The sequence below is a fragment of the Streptomyces sp. NPDC019224 genome (assembly GCF_040632605.1).
Classification (GTDB): Bacteria; Actinomycetota; Actinomycetes; order Streptomycetales; family Streptomycetaceae; genus Streptomyces.
Genome location: NZ_JBEYCF010000022.1, coordinates 40,891 through 59,778, shown reverse-complemented (window position 1 = coordinate 59,778; position 18,888 = coordinate 40,891). Strand labels below are relative to the sequence as shown.

Here is an 18,888-nt window from a genome sequence, read left to right as displayed (position 1 = left end):
GCGAATATTCATCGGATCACTTGAAGACGTCAACACCCATGCGGCCATCCGTCACCACGTTCCCGTAATGACCAGTCCGATCTATTCCTTGATCGTCAGCTCTCTCCCACCTCCGCGAGAAGCGCGGCCACCTCTTCGTCGGCGCACCGCGCCAGCCGCTCCAGATCGGGCAGCGCCTTCCCGTCGCCCACCAGACCGATGTGCACGCGTGAGCCGTACGTCGTCAGCGCGACGGCCATGGACTGCCCCCGGGCCAGCGGCGCCATCGGGTAGAGGGCGCTCAGCGGGCACCCGGCCAGCGAGAGCCGCGAGCGCGGCAGGGGCACGCTGGTGACCAGGACGTCGAAGAGCATCCGGGCCGCGTTCCCGGCGAGCGGGGCGCCGAAACGGTGGGCCAGCGAGGGCAGCTGATCGGCCAGTACGGCGACCGCGCCCGCTCCCCGCAGCGGCCCCGCCGCCTTGTTGCGGTCCATCGCCTCGCGCACCGCGCGCAGTCGCTCACGGGGGTCGGCCTCCGAGACGGGCAGGCCCAGGAGATAGGCGGACAGCCGGTTGCCGGTCGCCGTGGCCGCACCGCCCGGCCGGCGCCGGGAGACCGGGACCAGGGCGCGCGGGTCGTCGCCCGGCGGGGTCTCGCCGCGCTCCAGCATCCAGCGCCGCAGCGCACCGGCCACGACGGCGAGCAGCACGTCGTTGCCGGTGCCGCCGGTCGCGCGGCGGATGCGCCGCACGGCGTCGAGGTCGAGGTCGGCCGTGGCGAGCCGCCGGGTTCCGCTGGAGCCCGCCCTGAGCACCGGTGCGCCACGCGGATCGAGGCGGCCGGCCCGTACCAGCGAAGCGCCGACGCCGAAGGCGCGCCCCAGGTCCTCGATCCGGCCGAGGGCGAGCCCGGCGACCTGGCGGGGGCCCGGCATCCAGGACCGGGGCGGTACCGGTCGCGGCCGGACGGCAGGCCGGGGGCGGGTGGTCGCGGAGGCGATCTGGTCGAAGATCCCGGCCCCGATGCTGACTGCCCGCATCCCGTCGGCGAGCGCGTGGTGGAGCTTGACGAGCACGGCGAAGGGGCCGCCGGCGGGCCCTTCGATGAGGTACATCTCCCAGGGCGGCAGGCCCCGCCGCAACGGCTGTTCCATCAGCTCGCCGGCCAGCCGGGTCGCGGCCCCCATGAAACCCGGGCCGCCGGGCGCGGTCTCCTCGACGGGCAGCCGTACGTGCCGGACGTGGCGGTGCACATCGAAGTCCGGGTCGGCGGACCAGGCCGCGCCTCCGACGGGCAGCAGGACGTCACGCACCCGCATGCGCAGCCGGGGGATCGCGGCGGCGCGGGCGCCGAGCAGTTCGAGGAGGGCGGCGGGGCCGGGTTCCGCACCGGGCGGCGGTGCGAAGACGGCGAGCGCGCCGAGGTGCATGGGGTGGGCAGCGGACTCGAGGTGCCAGAAGGCGAGATCGAGAGGTGCCAGTAGCTCAGTGCCCAACGGGTCCTCATGTCATCGAAGACGGGAGACCGATCACGGCGCAGTCAATCTCCGACGCTCCATCACGGTCAAGTACAGACACATTACTTTCAGTTAAGTTCAGGTTACGCTCATCCCTCCGCCGTCCGGACGAAGGAGGGCCGCCGGGTCAGCCGCGTGGCGGAACGACGAATTCGCTCCAGACGCACTTGCCGGTCCCCCTGGACTCGACGCCCCAGGCGTCCGCCAGCTGGTCGACGAGCAGCAGGCCGCGGCCGGAGACCCCGGCCTCACCGGTGTCCCGGCGGCGCGGCAGTGCGCTCGACCGGTCCTCGACGTCGACCCGGAGCCGCCGCTCGGTTCCGGTGAGCACCCGGATGGTGACGAGGGCGCCGCCGTCGGTGTGCATCAGGGCGTTGGTGACCAGTTCGTCGGCGGCCAGCTCCACCTCGCGGGCCCGGTCCTTGGCACCCCAGGCCCGGACCGCCGCGCGGATCATGTGGCGTGCCGAGCTGAGCGCCTCGGGGTCGTTCTGCGCGACGTGCTGCTGGAGCCGGCCGCCCGCCTGCGGGGCCTGCGCGGCCTTGCGGCGCAGCAGCAGTATGGCCACGTCGTCCTCGCCGCCGCGCTCGTCCACTGACGCGCAGAGCCGGTCGGCGAGCCGTTCGAGGTCCTGCGGTCCGTTGGCGACCAGGGCGGTGAGCCGTTGCATCCCCTCGTCGAGATCGGCGCCCGGCAGCTCCACCAGGCCGTCGGTGAACAGCACCATGGTCTGGCCGGGGTCCAGCTCGACGGTGCCGACCGGGTACTCGAGCCGGCCGAACTCGGCGGAGAGCCCGAGCGGCATCCCACCCTCGGACGCCACCCTGCGGCAGCCGCCGTCGGCGTCCCGCACGAGTGGGTCGACGTGGCCGGCGCGGACCAGCTGCACCACGCCGGTGGTCAGGTCGGCCTCGGCGTAGATGCAGGTCGCGAAGCGGTCGGTGTCGAGTTCGTGCAGGAAGACGGAGGCCCTGGCCATCACCGTCGCGGGGCTGTGTCCCTCGGCGGCGTACGCCCGCAGGACGATCCGCAGCTGCCCCATGACGGCCGCCGCGTGGGTGTCGTGGCCCTGGACGTCCCCGATGACGGTGCCGACCCGGCCGCCGGGCAGCGGGATGACGTCGTACCAGTCGCCGCCGATGTCCCGGCCCAACCGGGCCGAGCGGTAGCGCACGGCGATCCGGGCGCCGGGCACGTCGGGGATCCGGCGCGGCAGCATGGCCTGCTGGAGTCCTTCGGCGAGGTCGTGCTCCTGTTCGTAGAACATGGCGCGCTGGAGGCTCTGGGCGATGGAGCTGCTGAGGGCGAGCAGCAGGTTCCGCTCGTCGGCGGTGAAGCCGCTCTTGCCGCTGTAGAGCAGTCCGAGCGCGCCGATGGGGCGGGCCTGGGCGATCAGCGGAAGGTAGGCGGCGGCCGTGATGCCGAGGTGGCTGATGTGCGGCCACAGGACGGGGTAGGAGGCGGCGAAGTCCTCGGCCGACTCGATGAAGCGGGGGCCGAGCGTGCGGACGACCTCGCTCATCGGGTACTGCTCGTCCATCCGGGTGTACCGCGTCCCCGGCACGAACGAGCCCTCGGGCCCGTCGGCGACCAGGTGGATGCGCCCGGCCTCGATCAGTCCCATGACGAGGCTGGTCGCGCCGAGCAGGGCCAGGCCCTCGGAGCTGTCCAGGACCTCGATGACGTCCTTGACGGTACGGGCGTGGGCCAGCGCGGCCGTGGTGGCGTCCACGAGGCTGGTCCGGCGCCTCAGCTCCTCGTCCAGCTCGCGACGGGCGGCGGACTCGGCGAGTTCCGGGCCGGCGTCCCTGACGATGCCGATGATCCGGCGCGGCCGGCCGTCGTCGTCGCGGCACACGAAGCCCTGGGTGTGGGTCCAGCGCAGGGTCCCCTCGCGTGACTGGAGGCGGAAGTACGCCCCGTAGTCGCTGCGGCCGCTCTTCAGCACCTCGGAGAGCATGGCGTCCAGCCGGGCCCCCTCGTCGGGCGGCACACGCAGCCCGAGCGTCTGCGGCCGGCTGTCGTACTCGTCGGCCCTCAGGTCGAACACGTCGAGGGCGGGCCGGTCCATGTGCATGAGGCCGCTGTCGAGATCCCAGTCGAAGCTGCCCATTCGGTTCAGGGCGAGGCTGAGATCCGGGGGGGCGGGCCAGTCGTCCGGGAGTGACAGGGCACCCGCTACCCGATCATCCATGTGCGTCACTCTGCCATCATTTGTCCGAATCTTCGACCGAACCATCCAGGGAGTGAACGTGCGATGGAACACATTCACGGAAGGGCCGGAGAGGCCTGATTTCAAGGAATCCCGGTACGCCGGACCACACCGGAGAGCCGAATACCGGCCAGTAACGCCGCCCCGCCCCCAAACCGGGTCCGAGCAGGGGCTAACGTGTGCGGCGGGGGTCGACTAAGCCTTGCCTTACCAACCGGCCCTGCTCCTGCTCATCCGTTCGAAGGAACAGCTCGCCATGACACGCCCCGTCCGCGTCGCCATCGTCGGAGCCGGTCCCGCCGGCATCTACGCGGCGGACGCGCTGCTCAAATCCGACGCGGCCGCCGACCCGGGCGTCTCCATCGACCTGTTCGAGCGGATGCCCGCCCCCTTCGGCCTGATCCGCTACGGCGTGGCGCCCGACCACCCGCGCATCAAGGGCATCGTGCAGGCCCTGCACCAGGTGCTGGACAAGCCGCAGCTGCGCCTCTTCGGCAACGTCGACTACCCGAACGACCTGGACCTCGACGAGCTGCGCACCTTCTACGACGCGGTGATCTTCTCGACCGGCGCCGATGCGGACCGCGCCCTGGACATCCCGGGCAACGACCTGGACGGCTCGTACGGTGCCGCCGACTTCGTCTCCTGGTACGACGGCCACCCTGACGTCCCGCGCACCTGGCCGCTGGAGGCCGAGAAGGTCGCCGTGCTGGGCGTCGGCAACGTCGCCCTGGACGTGGCCCGCATCCTCGCGAAGACCGCCGACGAGCTGCTGCCGACGGAGATCCCCGCCAACGTCTACGACGGCCTGAAGGCGAACAAGGCCCTGGAGGTGCACGTCTTCGGACGGCGCGGCCCCGCCCAGGCGAAGTTCAGCCCGATGGAGCTGCGGGAGCTGGACCACTCGCCGAACATCGAGGTCATCGTCAATCCCGAGGACATCGACTACGACGCGGGGTCGATCGAGACCCGGCGCGGGAACAAGCAGGCCAACATGGTCGCCTCCACTCTGGAGAACTGGGCGATCCGCGACGCCGGCGACCGGCCGCACAAGCTCTTCCTGCACTTCTTCGAGTCGCCCGTGGAGATCCTCGGTGAGGACGGCCGGGTCACCGGGCTGCGCACCGAGCGCACCGAGCTGGACGGCACCGGCAACGTGCGGGGCACCGGCACCTTCCATGACTGGGACGTGCAGAGCGTCTACCGCGCGGTGGGCTACTACTCGCGGGAGCTGCCCAAGCTGCCGTTCGACATCGCGTCCGGCACGGTGCCGCACGCCGCGGGCCGCGTGCTCGAAGGCGGCGAGCCGATGGAGTCGGTGTACGTCACCGGCTGGATCAAGCGGGGCCCGGTCGGCCTGATCGGGCACACCAAGGGCGACGCCAACGAGACGGTCGCCTGCCTGCTGGAGGACCACGCCGCCGGCCGGCTGCCCGCCCCGGAGCGACCCGAGCCGGAGGCCGTCACCGCCTTCCTCCAGGAGCGCGGCATCCGCTACACCACCCGTGAGGGCTGGTACCGCCTCGACGCGCACGAGCGCGCCCTCGGGGCCGAGCAGGACCGGGAGCGCGTCAAGGTGGTGGACCGCGAGGCGATGCTGGACGCCTCGGAGGCCGGCAACTGACACCACGGCGACGGCCCCGCCCACCCCGAAGAGGTGTGCGGGGCCGTCGGCCGTGCGGGCGGAGTCAGCGCCCCTGGAGCGCCTTCACGTGGTCACCGAAGGTCCAGTTCTTCGAGCCGTCCCAGTTCAGCGACCAGGTCATGAGGCCCTTGAGGCTGTTGCCGTAGTGGTTCCACGCCTGTGACACGAGGCCGGTCGACATGTGGCCGCCGCCGGCGCCGGGCTGGGCGGGCAGGCCGGGGACCTGCTTGTCGTAGGGCACCCGGATCGTGGTGCCCTGGATGGTGAGGCCCTTGTCGAGGCAGTCGGTCTGCGCGGTGAAGCCCTGCACGGTGCCGGCGGAGTACGAGTCGCCGGAGCAGCCGTACATGCTGCCGTTGTAGTACTGCATGTTCAGCCACCAGAGCCGGCCGTTGTCCGCGTACTTCTTGACGATCGGCAGGTACGCGCCCCAGATCGAGCCGTACACGATGCTGCCGCCGGTGACGTACGCCGTCTCCGGCGCCATCGTCAGGCCGAAGTTGGACGGCATCCGCGCCAGCACGCCGTCGATGATGCGGATCAGGTTGGCCTGGGAGGCGGACAGCTGGTTGATGTCGCCGGTGCCCGTCAGACCGGTCTCGATGTCGATGTCGATGCCGTCGAAGTTGTACTTCTTCAGGATCGGCACGACCGTCTCGACGAAGCGGTCGGCGACGGCGGCGGAGCTGAGGTCGATACCGGCGGTGGCGCCGCCGATCGACATGAGGGTGGTGAGCCCGGACGCCTTCGCTCGGCACATCTCGGCCGGAGTCGGCACCTTTACCGTCGAGTCCATCCCGTCCTCCCACAGGACGGTGCCGTCCGGGAGGATGACCGGGAAGGCCGCGTTGATCACGTTGTAGCCGTGCTGCGGGATACGGCTGTCGGTGACGGGGATCCAGCCCAGCGGCGGATGCACGCCGTTGGAGGCGCCGTCCCAGTTCTCCCAGTAGCCCTGGAGCACCTTGCCCGCGGGCTTCGACTTGACCGCGCAGGTGTCCTCCTGCGCGGAGCTCGGCGTCGCGCCGACGAGCATCTGCACGATGCACGCCGCCGCGAGGCCGGCCCCCAGCAGACGTGATGTGCGACCGAACATGGCGGGACCTCTTCCTGAAATGGCATGCCCCTGACAACACGCAAGCGGAATCGCGAACGGCGCCCAACGTAAAGTGGTCCAGACCTTCCGTCAATAGGTCTGGACCAAAGTGGGCCGACGTGCTCCATGGAGGCGGGGGCCGGATGGAGAGCCGGCCCGGCCCGCATCCGGGTGCGCCCGCCCCGGACTCCGCCGGCCCTCCACGGGAACCGACCACCGGTCCAGGAGCGAGCCCGCCGCCCCTCACCTCCGGGCCTCCGGACCGTCGTCGGTCCCGTCACCCCGGGGCAGCTGGATGGACGTCTGCGGTTCGTCGGTCATGGGCGGCCCGTCCGTCTCCGGCGGGTTCCCGGAGGGCTCGTCCGTGGGGTCGACGGTCGGCGTGGGACAGCGCGTTTCCCCCGGTGACCGGCCGGGCGGGCCGCCGTCCACCGCCGGTTCACCGGGCGGTGTCGGCGCGTCCGGCGCGGGGCAGTCCTCCGGCGACGGGGTGCGGGAGGGTGTCGGTTCCGTCGTCCTGTCGGGGCGCGGGGACTTCGTCGGGGTCCCGGGCTCCTTCGTGCCGGCCGGCGGTACGTCGGGGAGCGGGCCGGTGATGTCGGTACCGGGGCCGTAGGGCGGCGGCACCTCGGGAACGCGGTCGCCGGCGCCCTCGTCACCGACGGGCCGCACGATCCAGCTGTGGTGCACCACGTCGACGATCACCAGCTCCGCCACGGGCCGCGCGGCGGGCTCGACGACGACGGTCCGCGCCGGGTCGAACCCCGCCCACCGCTCCCCCGCGCCGAGGGCGGCGCCCCCCGCTCCGGCCGGCGGGTCCAGGGGGTTTCCGCAGACGCAGCGGACCCGGGGCAGCCCCCGGCCGTCGACCATCACCGCGGTGCCGGCCTGGAGTACGGCCTGGTACGCGGTGACGGCCCCGGCCCGGAAGCCGTGGCCGGTGACCAGCGTGTCGGCACGCAACTGGACGGGCGTCAGGCCGCGCAGGAAGCCGGCGAGCCGGTCCCGCGCGACCGACACGGTGCGGGCGAACGCCTCCTCCCTCGCCGGATCGACGGCGAGCATCCGGATCTGGGCCTCGACGTCGCAGGACGGGACGGCACGCGTGCCGGCGTACAGCCCCGGTGTCGAGCCGGTGCGCGTGAGCCCCCTTCCCCCGCCGGGTGCGGACGGCGAGCGGGCCGCCCCCGACCGCGTGGCGTCCGGGAGTACGACGGGACCGCCCGCGGTGGAGGCGGTGAAGGGGGCGGTGCCGGGGTCGGCGGCCGGCTGGAGGAGGACGTCCCCGGCGCCGGCCGTACCGGTGGCGGGGCCGCCCCCGGAGGTGTCCCGGGCGCAGCCCGCCGCGAGGAGGAGGCCGGCGGAGAGCAGGGCGGACACGGTGCGCCGCAGATGTACGCGTGAGTGCACGAGGAGGTCTCCTGCCTGGTCACCGGTCTCCCGGTCCCTCCCCTCATGTCTGCCGCACTTCCCCCGGCCCCGCAAGCCGACCGCCTCCCGGCGGGGCGGGCGGCCGGAGACCGCCCCCCTGCTGTCTTGAACATGTTCAAGACAGCCCGTAGAGTCTGCCCCGACAACGACTTGAACGCGTTCAACTCGGGGGTGGATGGGTCATGTCGGTCGTGGTCGGACTGATCGTGATGCTGGGGATGCTGGTGATCGTGCCGGCCGGGCTGCGGCTCGCCGACGCGCCGGAACTGGACCGGATCCGGCGGTTCTGGCCGGTGTTCGCCGCCCCCGGCGCCGTCTCGCTCTGGCTGCCGCGCGGCACGGCCGCCACCACCCTGGCCCTCTGCTACGGCCTCGGGACCGCCCTCCTCGCGCTGCACGCCCTGCCCCGCGCCGCCCGCCGCGACGGCCCGCTGCGCTCCCCGGCAACGGCGCCCACCGAGATCGCCCTGCTCACCGCGCTGGTGACCCCGGCCGTCGCCGCCGCCGCCCTGGTGGCCGAACGCGCCGGGCACCCGCTGTTCGGCTTCGGCCTCGGCATCCTGGCGCTGACCGTGCCGCACTTCCACTTCGCCGGGTTCGCCGCCGCCCTGGTCGCCGGGCTGGTGAGCCGGGTGGCCGACGGCGCGGCGGGCCGGTTCGCGGCGCTCAGCGTGCCCCTGGGCACCCTGGCCGTGCTGGCCGGCTACTTCATCGGCGACTGGGCCGAACTCGCCGGGGCGGTGATCCTGACGGCCGGGATGTGGACCGTGGCGCTCCTGACCTGGCGCACGGTCCGGCCCGCCCACGGCGACCGCGCCGCCCGACTGCTGCTCGCCGTCTCGGCCGCCGTGCTCGCGGTGACCATGGTTCTCGCCCTGACCTGGGCGCTGGGCGAGGCGACCGGGCTGCCGCACCCCGGCCTTCTCTGGATGGCCGCCACCCACGGAGTGGGCAACGCGCTGGGATTCGCACTCTGCTCGGTACTCGCCTGGCAGCGCCTGCACTTCCACGACGACGAAGGAAGCATCCGATGAGCAGCCTCAACTACCCGGAGGCGGGAGCCACCCGACGCGGCCCGCTCCCCGACGGCTACCACCACCTGCACCACCGCACCCGGGTCGGGCACGGCCGCGCCGACTTCGAGGCGGCCGGGGCGGCGATCACCGAGTTCCGCGTGCACCGCGGGTCCGGGGCGCGTGTCGAGGCGTCCGCGCCACGGGCCGGCGCGGGGACGGCCGTTCGGGTGGCGGTGAAGGCCGGACCGCTGCGGCTCGCCGCCCCCTGCCGGGTGATCTGGGCCGAGTACGGTCCCGGGCGGATCGGGTTCGGATACGGGACGGTGACCGGCCACCCCGAGTGCGGCGAAGAGTGCTTCGTGGCCGAACTCGCCGAGGAGGGAACGGTCTCGTTCACGGTGACGGCGTTCAGCCGGCCCGCCCGCTGGTACTCACGGCTCGCCGGTCCGCTCGTGCCGCCCCTCCAGCGGTGGTACGCCCGCCGGCTCGGTCGCACCCTGCGCCGCATCGTCGCGGAGGAGCGGGAGCGACGCGGAGCGCCGGGCCGATGAGCCCAGGGACCTCGCCGGGCCGATACTGGTAACGATGGAGTGGTTCACCGCTGACGGATACTGGCTCGGCCGGCTGGTCTTCCAGAAGGCCCTCGCCGTCATCTACCTGACCGCCTTCCTCACCGCGGCGCTGCAGTTCCGGGCCCTGATCGGTGAGCGCGGCATGCTGCCCGCCACCGGGACCCTGCGGCGTACGTCCTGGCGCACCGCCCCGGGCCTCTTCCGCCTCCACTACTCCGACCGCTTCTTCGCCGTGGTCGCCTGGACCGGCTGCGCCGTCTCCGTCGCGCTGATCGCGGGTGTGGACAACCGGGTGCCGCTGGGGGCCGCGATGGCGCTCTGGGCGCTGCCGTGGCTGCTGTATCTGTCGATCGTGCAGGTGGGTGGTGTGTGGTACGGCTTCGGCTGGGAATCGCTGCTCCTGGAGACGGGTTTCCTCGCCGTCTTCCTGGGGAACGCGGACACCGCACCGCCGGTCCTCGTGCTGTGGCTGCTGCGATGGGTGCTGTTCCGGCTGGAGTTCGGCGCCGGGCTCATCAAGTGGCGCGGCGACGCCTGCTGGCGGGACCTGACGTGCCTGGACTTCCACCACGAGACGCAGCCGATGCCCGGGCCGCTGAGCTGGTTCTTCCACCGTCTCCCCCGGCCCGTGCACCGGGTCGAGGTGGCGGCCAACCATGTGACCCAGCTGCTGGTCCCCGTGCTGCTGTTCACCCCGCAGCCGGTGGCGAGCGTGGCGGCCGGGCTGATGATCGTCACGCAGCTGTGGCTGGTGCTCTCGGGGAACTTCGCCTGGCTCAACTGGCTGACCATCACGCTCGCCCTGCCGGTCGTCGACTGGTCGCCGGTGACCGAGCCGCCCGCCCAGCGGGGCGCTCCGGTCTGGTACGCGGTGGTGGTGATCGCCGTCACCGCGCTGGTCCTGGCCCTCAGCTACCGCCCGGCCCGCAATCTGCTCTCCCGCCGCCAGGTGATGAACCGGTCCTTCGATCCGCTGCACCTGGTCAACACGTACGGCGCGTTCGGCAGCATCAGCCGGGTCCGGCTGGAAGTCGTGGTGGAGGGCACCGAGGACGCGGTGGTCCACCCGGGCACGGTGTGGAGGGAGTACGGATTCAAGGGCAAGCCGGGCGATCCACGCCGGATGCCGCGCCAGTTCGCCCCGTACCATCTGCGGCTGGACTGGATGATGTGGTTCGCGGCGCTCTCGCCCGCGTACGCCAGGGCCTGGTTCGGCCCGTTCGTGGAGCGGCTGCTGGAGAACGACCGGGACACACTGCGGCTGCTGCGGCACAACCCGTTCCCGGACGCCCCGCCGGCCCAGGTGCGGGCCCGGGTGTTCCGCTACCGGTTCACGACCTGGCACGAGCTGCGGGCCACCGGCTGCTGGTGGCACCGCACCTTCGTACGGGATTTCCTGCGCCCCACGAGGGCGTAGGACCTGTCCTTCGCCGCGGCCGCCGTGGCGCGCGGTGTCCTGAGGACGCGCCGCGCAGGCGAACGGGCTGTGGCCCGCCCCCGGCGGGGGCGGGCCACAGCCCGTTGCGAGGCTCAGTCGATGCCGGGGAGGATGTGCGGCTCCGCGAGGTCATCCTCGTAGCCGGCCAGGCGGATCGGCGCGGACCTCGCCCAGACCTCGATGTTCTGGAGCTTGTCGCCGCCGGACCCCGGCTTTCGGCGCCGTTCGGCCGGCCGCTCCTCTTGCTTCGTCAGTTCCGGTGTCGTCACCGCGCACTCCTTCGTGTCGCGTAGCCCCGGGCGTCGCCGACGCTCCGGTTCTCATTGCCGGGAATCAGCCGCCCATGCGGGGCAGGGGCAGGAACAGTTCGGTCGCGGTGGCGCCGGGTACGGGGCGGGACGGCGACTTGGTTGACAAGCCTGTCCCAGGACGGTCGAGGAAGGTTCGTGGACTCCTCGATGACGTCCGTTCGCATCAGAGTAACCAAATGAGCGCGGCTGCGCTCGATGGAACGTGTTCCGTCAGTCGCTTTCAGCCACCGCGTACGAAAAGGACCCGGCCAGGAAAACATCCAGGCCGGGTCTTCGCACGGTGCGGCGTGCGGACCCCGTTCCCCTACCAGTTGGCGGGGGCGTAGTCCTTCAGGAAGCAGCCGTACAGCACCTCGCCCGCCTCGCCGCGCACGATCGGGTCGTAGACCCGGGCGGCGCCGTCGACCAGGTCGAGCGGGGCGTGGAAGCCCTCCTCCGCCAGCCGCATCTTGTCCGGGTGCGGGCGCTCGTCGGTGATCCAGCCGGTGTCGACGGCGGTCATCAGGATGCCGTCCTTCTCGAACATCTCCTGCGCGCTGGTGCGGGTCAGCATGTTCAGCGCGGCCTTGGCCATGTTGGTGTGCGGGTGGCCCGCGCCCTTGTAACCGCGGCCGAACACGCCCTCCATCGCGGAGACGTTGACCACGTAGGAGTGCTTGGCCGCGGTGGCCGCCATGGCCGGGCGCAGCCGGCTGATCAGGATGAACGGCGCGGTGGAGTTGCAGAGCTGGACTTCGAGCAGCTCGATGGGCTCGACCTCGTCGACTGTCTGGATCCAGCTGTTGGTGTCATGCAGGTCCGGTACGAGCCCGCCCGCGTCGATCGCGGTGCCGGCGGCGATCCGGGCCGGCGAGGCGGACCCGCTGACCAGGGCCAGCTCCGTGACGTCCTGCGCGGTGAGCGGCTCCTTGCGCGCCGCGGGCAGCGCGGCGACGCGGTCGACGCTGCCGCTGCCGAAGGTGCCGATCACCTCGGCGGCGGGCAGCTCACCGGCGGGCAGCGGGGCGGACTCGGCGGCCAGCAGCTCGCTGTACGCCTGCGGCGAGCGGCGGACCGTCTGCGCCGCGTTGTTGATCAGGATGTCGAGCGGGCCCTCGGCGGCCACCGAGTCGGCGAGGGCGACGACCTGGGCGGGGTCGCGCAGGTCGATGCCGACGATCTTCAGCCGGTGGATCCACTCGTCGCTGTCCTCCATCGCCTTGAAGCGGCGGATCGCGTCGTTGGGGAAGCGCGTGGTGATCGTGGTGTGAGCCCCGTCACGCAGCAGCCGCAGGGCGATGTACATACCGATCTTGGCGCGGCCGCCGGTGAGCAGCGCCCGGCGGCCCGTCAGGTCGGTGCGCGCGTCGCGGCGGGCGCGGTTCTCCCGGGCGCAGTCCTGGCAGAGCTGGTGGTAGAACACGTCGACCTCGACGTACCGCGTCTTGCACACGTAGCAGGACCGGGGCCGCTGGAGGATGCCGGCGATCTCACCGGTGGCGGACGAGGACGGCAGGACCCCCTGGGTCTCGTCGTCGATGCGTTCGGCCGAACCGGTGGCGGTGGCCTCGGTCACCGCCTTGTCGTGCGCGGTCTTGGCGGCCCGCCGCTCCTGGCGGCGGCGCTGCTTCACGGTCCGGTAGATCCCGGCGGTGGCCCGGCGCACCGCGATGGCGTCCGGGTGGTCGATCTCGATGGTGTCGAGCTCGTCGAGCACACTCAGGCAGACGGCCAGCCGCTCCGGGTCGATACCGGGACCGAATTCCTCGGTTCCGGCCACGATCTCGGGGCCGTTCTCTGTCACCGTCATCGCCGTTCCTCTGTACTCGTGCCGCCGGCCTCACTGCGGGCCGAACGCCCGGTCAAGTCTGCCATGATCCGCCGGCTGCTCCATTCGGGTGGACGGGTCGTGCGGAACGACGGCAAAAAATAATGTGCGTCGGTTGTGCATGCCCTCGCCGATCCGGGGCAAGCGGTGTGCGAAGCACTCGGCGACAAGGAGGGGCCCACATCATGGCGACCACGACGGAGAAGACCGGCGGAGTCCTCGGCGACGCGTGCACACTCTCCGAGCAGGACGGCGCCCCGCTCGGTGCGAAGATCGCGGATCTCCCGTGGGTCGAGGACACCGGAAAGGTCGCTCCGAAGGACGCCCGCGCCCTGTCGAAGATGTTCCTGGACCGGCTGCAGACGCTGGAGGAGGGCACGCACGAGTACCAGTACGCGCGCAACACCCTCATCGAGATGAACCTCTCGCTCGTGCGGTACGCCGCCTCGCGCTTCCGCAACCGCGGCGGTGACGACACCGAGGACATCATCCAGGTCGGCACCATCGGCCTGATCAAGGCCATCGACCGCTTCGACCTGTCGCGCGAGGTGGAGTTCGCCACATTCGCCGTCCCCTACATCGTCGGCGAGATCAAGCGCTTCTTCCGGGACACCACGTGGGCGGTGCACGTCCCGCGCCGGCTCCAGGAGCTGCGGGTCGACCTCGCGAAGGCGAAGGAGGAGCTGTCGGCGCGGCTGGACCGCGACCCGACGGTCGCCGAGCTGGCCACCCACCTCGATCTGCCCGAGGAGGAGATCATCGAGGGCCTCGTCGCGGCCAACGGTTACTCCGCCGGTTCGCTCGACACCCCCACGACGGAGACCGACTCCGGCAACGAGCAGCGGTCGTACGCCGATGTGATCGGCGAGACCGACCCGGGCATGGAGACCGTCGAGAACCTCCACACGCTGGCGCCCCTGCTGGAGAGGCTGGACGAGCGCGAGCGCCGGATCGTCCAGATGCGCTTCGGCGAGGAGATGACGCAGGCACAGATCGGCGCGGAGCTCGGCGTCTCCCAGATGCACGTGTCCCGGCTGCTCGCGCGTATCGTCAAGCGGCTGCGGGCGGGGATGTCCCTCGAGGCCTGAACACTCGCGTCGGGCGCGTCGGAATGGCGGGTCAGGACCCCTTCTCTCCCACTCCCACCGAATCGGCCACGCACCGACGGAGTACGGCCGAAACAGCAAGGGACGGCGCCCGACGGCGAATCGGCGGGCGCCTTCCGCATATGCTGCGGGACACACCGGCGGGCGGCCCGCCGGGTGGCAACGAGAGGGTGAAGCGTGGCTGAGACGCGCATGAGCGCCTCTGCTCGGCCTCCCGTCCCGGCGTCCTTCCCGGTCCAGACGGAACACGAGGCGGACCGCAGGGCCTCGGTCTGGGACGTCGGCGGCACCATCCTGCTCGTCGAGGACGACGCGGGCGACGCGCTCCTCGTCGAGGAAATGCTCGCCGACGGTGAGCTGGACTCCGCGCTGACCTGGTGCAAGACCCTGTCCGAGGCGCTGGCGTACCTGCGGTCGCAGCGAACGCCCGTCTGTGTCCTGCTCGACCTGCACCTGCCCGACGTACACGGGCTGCGGGCCGTCACGCAGATCGTCGAGACGTCCCAGGACGCCGCGATCGTGGTGCTGACCGGTCTCGCGGAGGCCGACGCCGGCCTCGACGCCGTGGCGAACGGTGCGCAGGACTACCTCGTGAAGGGGCGGCTCGATCCGCAGGCGCTCTCGCGCGCGATCCGGTACGCCCTCCAGCGCAAGCAGGTCGAGCGGGCCGCCTCCGCGCTGCGCGCCAACCAGTTGATGGCCCAGGAGAACGCGCGCCTCGAACGCGGGCTGCTGCCTGTCCCCCTGCTGAACGACGACAGCTTCCAGACCGTCGCCCGCTACGAGCCGGGCCGCGCCCACGGGCTGCTCAGCGGTGACTTCTACGACGTGGTCCAGACGGCCGACGGCACGGTGTGGGCGGTCATCGGTGACGTGTCGGGGCACGGGGCGGCGGAGGCGGCACTCGGCGTCTGCCTGCGGGTGGCGTGGCGCACCGCCGTCCTGTGCGGCACCGATCCGCTGGAACAGCTCGGGCTCCTGGAGTCGATCCTGGTCGCCGAGCGCTCCGACCCCCATGTCTTCGCGACCGTCACCTCGCTGGTCTTCCCGCCCGGCCGCGACCGGGTCCGCATCGTGCGGGCCGGCCACCCGGGGCTGCTGCTGCGGCACGGCACGGAGGTCGACTGGGTGGAGCCCGAGGGCGGGATGGCGCTCGGGCTGCTGCCCGGGCACGGCCAGTGGTCGGTCACCGATGTGGAACTCGCGCCCGGGGCCGCGCTCGTCCTGTTCACCGACGGCCTCTTCGAGGGGCGCACCGGACCGCGCAGCCGGCTGGGCGAGGAGGGGCTCCTCGGCATGGCCCGGGACCTGGGCCGGCTCGCCGCCCGCCCGTTCGTCGACGCGCTGGTCGCGGGTGCCTCGGCGGCGGCCGCCCCGCACGGGGGCCTCGCCGACGATGTCGCCGTCCTGCACCTCGGTTGGAGAAGTACCGCGCATGAACAGTGAGATACCGCAGGCCCCCGTCACGCCGAACGGCAGGTGGGCGCGTCTGTCGGTCCAGAACTGGGTCCATCTGATCCTGGGCGCCTTCGTCCTCGTGGTCTGCGGCTGCGTGGTGGCGGGCGGCCTCGTCCTGGCCCGGATCTCGGACCGGACCACCGAGCTGGTGGACCGCATCCAGCCGGCCCGGGCCGCCTCCTTTCAGCTCCAGAACGCGCTGCTCAACCAGGAGACGGGGGTGCGCGGCTTCGCGCTGACCGGTGACGCCTCGTTCCTGGAGCCGTTCGCCACCGGCAAGAAGGAGGAGACGGACCGGCTCGCCCGGGTGCGCTCCGCGATGGGTGACGGCAGGCCGTACAACCGCGACCTGGACCGGATCGCCGCCGCCGCGTCGGAGTGGCGCCGGGTGCACGCCGACCCGCTGATCGCCGACGTCCGACGCGAGGGCCCCGGGGCGCGCTCGTCCGCCAGGACCTCCGAGAGCAAGGCCGCGTTCGACAAGCTGCGCCGGCTGTACAGCACCCAGCAGGCGCACCTCGACGCCGCCCGGGACCGGGTACGCGACCAGTTGGAGGACGCCCGCCGGACCCGCGACCGGGTGCTCATCGCCCTGCTGGGCGTCTTCGCGCTCTGCGTGGTCGCCCTCAGCGTGCTGCTGCAGCGCACCGTGGGCCGGCCCTTGAACGCCCTGGCCGAGGCGTCCCGGCGGGTCCGCTCCGGCAGCTACCGCCGGCAGCGGATCGAGGTGCGCGGCCCCTCCGACGTACGGGCGGTGGCCGCCGCGGTGGAGGACATGCGGGGCAGGCTGGTGGCGGAGCTCGACGCCGCGGAGGAGCGGGAGGAGGTGCTGGCGCAGCAGACCGTGGAGCTGCGCAGGTCCAACTCGGAGCTGGAGCAGTTCGCGTACGTCGCCTCGCACGACCTCCAGGAGCCGCTGCGGAAGGTGGCCTCGTTCTGCCAGCTGCTGGACAAGCGGTACGGGAACGAGCTGGACGGCCGGGGCAAGCAGTACATCGACTTCGCGGTCGACGGCGCCAAGCGCATGCAGGTCCTCATCAACGACCTGCTGACGTTCTCCCGGGTCGGACGGGTCCACGACAGCTGGACGCCCGTGGAGCTGGACCGGGCGCTGGACCGGGCGCTCGCCAACCTGACGCTGGTGATCGAGGAGTCGGGCACCACCGTCGTCCGCGAGAGCCCGCTCCCCTCGGTGACCGGCGACCCCACGACGCTCGCGATGATCTGGCAGAACCTGATCGGGAACGCCGTGAAGTTCCGCCGCGCCGACGAGCCGTGCGTGATCACGGTCGGGTGCGAGCGGGAGGGGGACGACTGGCACTTCACGGTGGCGGACAACGGGATCGGCATCGCGCCCGAGTTCGCGGAGAAGGTCTTCGTCATCTTCCAGCGCCTGCACGGCCGGGACGAGTACGAGGGAACCGGCATCGGCCTCGCACTGTGCCGCAAGATCATCGAGTTCCACGGCGGCAGGATCTGGCTCGATCCCGATTCCCGTCAGGGGGCACGGATCCACTTCTCCCTGCCCGCCGACGCCGCACCCGCGGAAACGAACGACACCGCACCCCCCGCAGAGATCTCCGGAGACGCCGCATGAACACTCCCGTAGAGCCCATCGAGGTCCTGCTCGTCGAGGACGATCCGGGCGACGAGCTGATGACGCGTGAGGCGTTCGAGGACAACAAGATCCGCAACACGCTCCATGTGGTCCGCGACGGCGAGGAGGCACTCGACTTCCTCTACCGCCGCGGAGCGCACGCCGAGGCGCCCCGGCCCGATCTGATCCTGCTCGACCTGAACCTGCCGAAGTACGACGGCCGCCAGGTACTGGAACAGATCAAGCAGGATCCGGAGCTCGCGCTGATCCCCGTCGTGGTGCTGACGACGTCCTCCGCCGAGGAGGACATCCTGCGCAGCTACAAGCTGCACGCCAACGCCTACGTCACCAAGCCGGTCGACCTGGACCAGTTCATCGCCGCCGTCCGCCAGATCGACGAGTTCTTCGTCACCGTGGTGCGGCTTCCCGGTCGCGCGTAGTATTCGCTGGCGACGCATGGGAGTGGGATCTCCCGACGCGGGTACACGAGCACAGGAAAGAGGTCTGCGACCTCCCCGCTGCGCCCTGGCTGGAGCACATGAACGAACAGGCGATCTCCCGGCCGGACGACTCCTCCCGGAGCTGTCCGCCCACGGAGGCATTGCACAGCGCCGAAGTGTTCGACGGCGAACCGGGGTGCATCTCCCAGGCCCGGGCACTGGCGGACCGCTTCCTCGGCAGGCTGGTGTCCGAGCGGAGTGCCGTGCTCGGCACTCACACCCGCAACGATCTGATGCTGGCCGTCAGCGAGCTGGTCACCAACGCCGACCGCTACAGCCACGGCCCGTATCTGCTGGAGCTGGAGGGCACGGCGGAACGGATCAGCATCACGGTGTACGACAGCAGCAGCGCGCTGCCCGTCTTCTACGCCCCCGACCCGAGCCGCCTGGGCGGCCACGGCATGGAGATCGTGGTGGCCCTGTGCGACCGCGTCACGGCCGAGCGGGTGCCGGTCGGCAAGCGCATCCGGGCGGAGTTCACGCTGAGCAGCTGAACCGGAGAGCGCCGCACCGGCAGCACCCCGGGCCGGGCTCGGCCCCTGGCATCCGGCCGACAGGACCGCGCCGGGCCCCGCGCGGCCGCCGGGGTGGACCCGAAGGGGCTGCCCGGCGTACTGCGACTCCTCGGACATCCCCGGCGGAAGCCGGGCTTCCAGAGCCGCCCGCCTGTTGCTTCTGCCATGGGGCCACTTCTGTCGTCGGGCATTCCCGCCGCAGGCGGGAACGGAGCACAATCGCACCGTCCGACCGATCCGGCGGTGCCCCCGCCGCCCCCGTGCATCATGAGGTGAACATGCTTCCACCCCCCAGCGCCGGCCGAACCATGCAGATCGTCCCACGGCACGAACGCGGCGCTTTGGTGCTCGCGATAACCGGTGACCTCGACATCGACAACGTCGCGCCCCTCGGCGCCGCGCTGGAGAACGCGTCGCGGGAGGGCACCGGGCCGGTCGTCGTCGATCTGGCGGACGTGAGTTTCGCCGACTCCACGACGGTGAACGTGCTTCTCCAGGCACAGACGGCTCTCGGTCCCCGGCTGCGGCTCGCCGCGCCTTCGGCCTTCATGGAACGGCTGATCTCCGTTCTGGGCCTCGACAGCGCGGTCCCGGTCTTCCCGGATGTCGCCGAGGCGATCGATCCTCCGCTTCCCGCGTAGACGGGCCGCAAACGCCGAGCGCCCTTCCTCCCGTCCGGACGGGAGGA

General features: G+C 71.8%; 16 protein-coding genes. 10 read left to right on the top strand and 6 right to left on the bottom strand.

Going from position 1 to position 18,888, the window contains the following annotated elements:
• Positions 1-95 precede the first annotated feature (95 nt).
• Positions 96-1,475 carry a wax ester/triacylglycerol synthase family O-acyltransferase gene (locus ABZ564_RS16500; protein WP_360856109.1) on the bottom strand — a complete coding sequence of 460 codons (1,380 nt, stop codon included), beginning with the start codon at positions 1,473-1,475 and terminating at the stop codon, positions 96-98.
• Between the two features lie 148 nt (positions 1,476-1,623).
• Positions 1,624-3,690 (bottom strand): SpoIIE family protein phosphatase, encoded by a 2,067-nt coding sequence (locus tag ABZ564_RS16495; RefSeq protein ID WP_360856106.1) that lies wholly within the window; start codon positions 3,688-3,690, stop codon positions 1,624-1,626.
• 274 nt (positions 3,691-3,964) lie between these two features.
• Between ABZ564_RS16495 and ABZ564_RS16490 the strand changes: the two genes are divergently transcribed.
• Positions 3,965-5,332, top strand: coding sequence for an FAD-dependent oxidoreductase (locus ABZ564_RS16490; protein ID WP_360856104.1), 1,368 nt, complete (start codon positions 3,965-3,967; stop codon positions 5,330-5,332).
• A gap of 64 nt (positions 5,333-5,396) precedes the next feature.
• Here ABZ564_RS16490 and ABZ564_RS16485 read toward each other — a convergent pair whose 3' ends face one another.
• On the bottom strand, positions 5,397-6,449 hold the full coding sequence (locus ABZ564_RS16485) for a chitinase (RefSeq protein WP_360856101.1): 1,053 nt from the start codon (positions 6,447-6,449) through the stop codon (positions 5,397-5,399).
• A gap of 243 nt (positions 6,450-6,692) precedes the next feature.
• The gene (locus tag ABZ564_RS16480) at positions 6,693-7,859 is read right to left on the bottom strand and encodes a DUF6777 domain-containing protein (protein ID WP_360856098.1); all 1,167 of its coding nucleotides are present in this window, start codon (positions 7,857-7,859) and stop codon (positions 6,693-6,695) included.
• A 203-nt stretch (positions 7,860-8,062) separates the two neighbouring features.
• On the opposite strand from ABZ564_RS16480, the gene ABZ564_RS16475 reads away from it, so the two are divergent.
• From ABZ564_RS16475 to ABZ564_RS16465, 3 genes are read left to right on the top strand one after another with little or no spacing between them, the layout of a single operon-like run.
• The gene (locus tag ABZ564_RS16475; RefSeq protein ID WP_360856095.1) at positions 8,063-8,914 is read left to right on the top strand and encodes a YndJ family protein; all 852 of its coding nucleotides are present in this window, start codon (positions 8,063-8,065) and stop codon (positions 8,912-8,914) included.
• Complete coding sequence (locus ABZ564_RS16470) at positions 8,911-9,447, top strand: DUF1990 domain-containing protein (RefSeq protein ID WP_360856092.1); 537 nt, start codon at positions 8,911-8,913, stop codon at positions 9,445-9,447. The genes ABZ564_RS16475 and ABZ564_RS16470 overlap by 4 nt, the downstream gene beginning before the upstream one ends.
• A gap of 34 nt (positions 9,448-9,481) precedes the next feature.
• Positions 9,482-10,885, top strand: a complete 1,404-nt coding sequence (locus ABZ564_RS16465) for a lipase maturation factor family protein (protein WP_360856089.1) — start codon at positions 9,482-9,484, stop codon at positions 10,883-10,885.
• A gap of 113 nt (positions 10,886-10,998) precedes the next feature.
• Here the strand turns inward: ABZ564_RS16465 and ABZ564_RS16460 are convergent, their stop codons facing one another.
• Positions 10,999-11,175, bottom strand: a complete 177-nt coding sequence (locus tag ABZ564_RS16460; RefSeq protein ID WP_360856086.1) for a hypothetical protein — start codon at positions 11,173-11,175, stop codon at positions 10,999-11,001.
• A 346-nt stretch (positions 11,176-11,521) separates the two neighbouring features.
• Positions 11,522-13,006, bottom strand: coding sequence for an SDR family NAD(P)-dependent oxidoreductase (locus tag ABZ564_RS16455; protein WP_360856083.1), 1,485 nt, complete (start codon positions 13,004-13,006; stop codon positions 11,522-11,524).
• 203 nt (positions 13,007-13,209) lie between these two features.
• Here ABZ564_RS16455 and ABZ564_RS16450 point away from each other — a divergent pair, with 203 nt between their 5' ends.
• The 6 genes from ABZ564_RS16450 to ABZ564_RS16425 all read left to right on the top strand — a co-directional run bounded on the left by ABZ564_RS16450 (position 13,210) and on the right by ABZ564_RS16425 (position 18,841).
• Positions 13,210-14,112: an RNA polymerase sigma factor SigF gene (locus ABZ564_RS16450; protein ID WP_360856081.1), complete on the top strand. Its 903-nt coding sequence runs from the start codon at positions 13,210-13,212 to the stop codon at positions 14,110-14,112.
• 210 nt (positions 14,113-14,322) lie between these two features.
• Entirely contained in the window at positions 14,323-15,576 is a 1,254-nt protein-coding gene (locus ABZ564_RS16445) for a SpoIIE family protein phosphatase (protein WP_360856078.1), read from the top strand.
• Entirely contained in the window at positions 15,566-17,185 is a 1,620-nt protein-coding gene (locus tag ABZ564_RS16440) for a CHASE3 domain-containing protein (RefSeq protein ID WP_360856075.1), read from the top strand. The genes ABZ564_RS16445 and ABZ564_RS16440 overlap by 11 nt, the downstream gene beginning before the upstream one ends.
• Positions 17,182-17,625, top strand: coding sequence for a response regulator (locus ABZ564_RS16435; protein WP_360856072.1), 444 nt, complete (start codon positions 17,182-17,184; stop codon positions 17,623-17,625). The genes ABZ564_RS16440 and ABZ564_RS16435 overlap by 4 nt, the downstream gene beginning before the upstream one ends.
• 98 nt (positions 17,626-17,723) lie before the next feature.
• On the top strand, positions 17,724-18,179 hold the full coding sequence (locus ABZ564_RS16430) for an ATP-binding protein (protein WP_360856069.1): 456 nt from the start codon (positions 17,724-17,726) through the stop codon (positions 18,177-18,179).
• Positions 18,180-18,508: 329 nt separating this feature from the next.
• Positions 18,509-18,841 (top strand): STAS domain-containing protein, encoded by a 333-nt coding sequence (locus ABZ564_RS16425; protein ID WP_360856259.1) that lies wholly within the window; start codon positions 18,509-18,511, stop codon positions 18,839-18,841.
• The last annotated feature ends 47 nt before the right edge of the window (positions 18,842-18,888 follow it).

Bases quoted from the DNA above. Each gene is read 5' to 3' on its own strand.
- ABZ564_RS16495 (WP_360856106.1), bottom strand. From the start codon at position 3,690: ATGGATGATCGGGTAGCGGGTGCCCTGTCACTCCCGGACGACTGGCCC.
- ABZ564_RS16490 (WP_360856104.1), top strand. From the start codon at position 3,965: ATGACACGCCCCGTCCGCGTCGCCATCGTCGGAGCCGGTCCCGCCGGC.
- ABZ564_RS16485 (WP_360856101.1), bottom strand. From the start codon at position 6,449: ATGTTCGGTCGCACATCACGTCTGCTGGGGGCCGGCCTCGCGGCGGCG.
- ABZ564_RS16475 (WP_360856095.1), top strand. From the start codon at position 8,063: ATGTCGGTCGTGGTCGGACTGATCGTGATGCTGGGGATGCTGGTGATC.
- ABZ564_RS16470 (WP_360856092.1), top strand. From the start codon at position 8,911: ATGAGCAGCCTCAACTACCCGGAGGCGGGAGCCACCCGACGCGGCCCG.
- ABZ564_RS16465 (WP_360856089.1), top strand. From the start codon at position 9,482: ATGGAGTGGTTCACCGCTGACGGATACTGGCTCGGCCGGCTGGTCTTC.
- ABZ564_RS16455 (WP_360856083.1), bottom strand. From the start codon at position 13,006: ATGACGGTGACAGAGAACGGCCCCGAGATCGTGGCCGGAACCGAGGAA.
- ABZ564_RS16450 (WP_360856081.1), top strand. From the start codon at position 13,210: ATGGCGACCACGACGGAGAAGACCGGCGGAGTCCTCGGCGACGCGTGC.
- ABZ564_RS16445 (WP_360856078.1), top strand. From the start codon at position 14,323: ATGAGCGCCTCTGCTCGGCCTCCCGTCCCGGCGTCCTTCCCGGTCCAG.
- ABZ564_RS16440 (WP_360856075.1), top strand. From the start codon at position 15,566: ATGAACAGTGAGATACCGCAGGCCCCCGTCACGCCGAACGGCAGGTGG.
- ABZ564_RS16435 (WP_360856072.1), top strand. From the start codon at position 17,182: ATGAACACTCCCGTAGAGCCCATCGAGGTCCTGCTCGTCGAGGACGAT.
- ABZ564_RS16430 (WP_360856069.1), top strand. From the start codon at position 17,724: ATGAACGAACAGGCGATCTCCCGGCCGGACGACTCCTCCCGGAGCTGT.
- ABZ564_RS16425 (WP_360856259.1), top strand. From the start codon at position 18,509: ATGCAGATCGTCCCACGGCACGAACGCGGCGCTTTGGTGCTCGCGATA.